Raw genomic sequence first — 1,018 nt, 5'->3', positions numbered from 1 at the left:
CTACTGTTACCCCTGCGTGTAGAGATGTTATCAAAAAGCAAGAGGGTGAGGTTGAAGGTAAGATGCTCGACGAAATTGTACCTGAGCTGGCATTTTACCCCCAAGCTGAGTTTGAAATTGTTCAACCTCGGGGCGGCCTCGAATTAATGCTTGATGATGAAGACTGTGATCAGGGTTGTGAATATATGGAGTTTCTTGCATCCCAAACGCAAGACGATGGCCGCTTCGAAATAGAGACAACGATTGAAGGTCAGCAAGCTTGGTTGTCGATGGTGACAAACAAAGTGCTTGTTGATGACGAAATCATTTTTACCGTGATGATCCGGGATATTACTCGACGAAAGCTTGATGAAAAGGAGATCCTAGATCTCAATCAAAACCTCGAAGCTCGCGTAGAATCGAGAACGGAACAAATTAAAAATGTAGTGATGTCATGTAGTAGTGAACTTAGTCAGGTTAACGAAACCTACCAGGCCATGAAAGAACAGCAAATGGGCATAATGGAAAATGTTGAAAAAGCAGTTCTTGAAGGTGCTGAAGGCTTGAGTGAGGTCCAGCAAGGACAGATCCGTGAAGCGATTAGTGGTGAGCTTGTTAAGTGTATGAACCTCTACTCTGAAGATCAGATTACCGATCAGAAGTTTATGTTGACGATGATGTCATTAAATGAACTCTTTGGTAGTTTATCTCCCGAGGATCAAAACTTACGCCCCGACCAGTTATCTGGAACTAACCAAGATGAAGTTGATGACCTACTAAGTTCCTTGGGTATTTAGTCGCAATACCCTCTTATCTTTCTGATAAAGGGGGAGCTCTTCTTGCTTCCCCTAAGTTCTTGACTCTTGCCATATTTTTTGACAGATTGACCTTATCCGGACCAGTCTGAGCTCTCATGTCTCCCAACTTAAGTATTCCTATAGCGCTTGTCGATGCTTTCTTTTTTGCTGCTAAGCGAAGAAATATTAATTTGCACTCGATTTTTGCGAGTGTTGATCTCGATTATGACAAGTTTCAGTTG

1 protein-coding gene is annotated in these 1,018 nt (G+C 42.4%); it reads left to right on the top strand.

Annotation, left to right across the window (positions count from 1 at the left end; translation table 11 throughout):
- The coding region (locus A3766_RS31710; protein WP_369808663.1) for a hypothetical protein at window positions 1-776 on the top strand (776 nt) is incomplete at its 5' end.
- Window positions 777-1,018 lie beyond the last annotated feature (242 nt).

Source organism: Oleiphilus sp. HI0132 (assembly GCF_001635845.1).
This window is presented reverse-complemented; position numbering and strand designations above follow the sequence as displayed.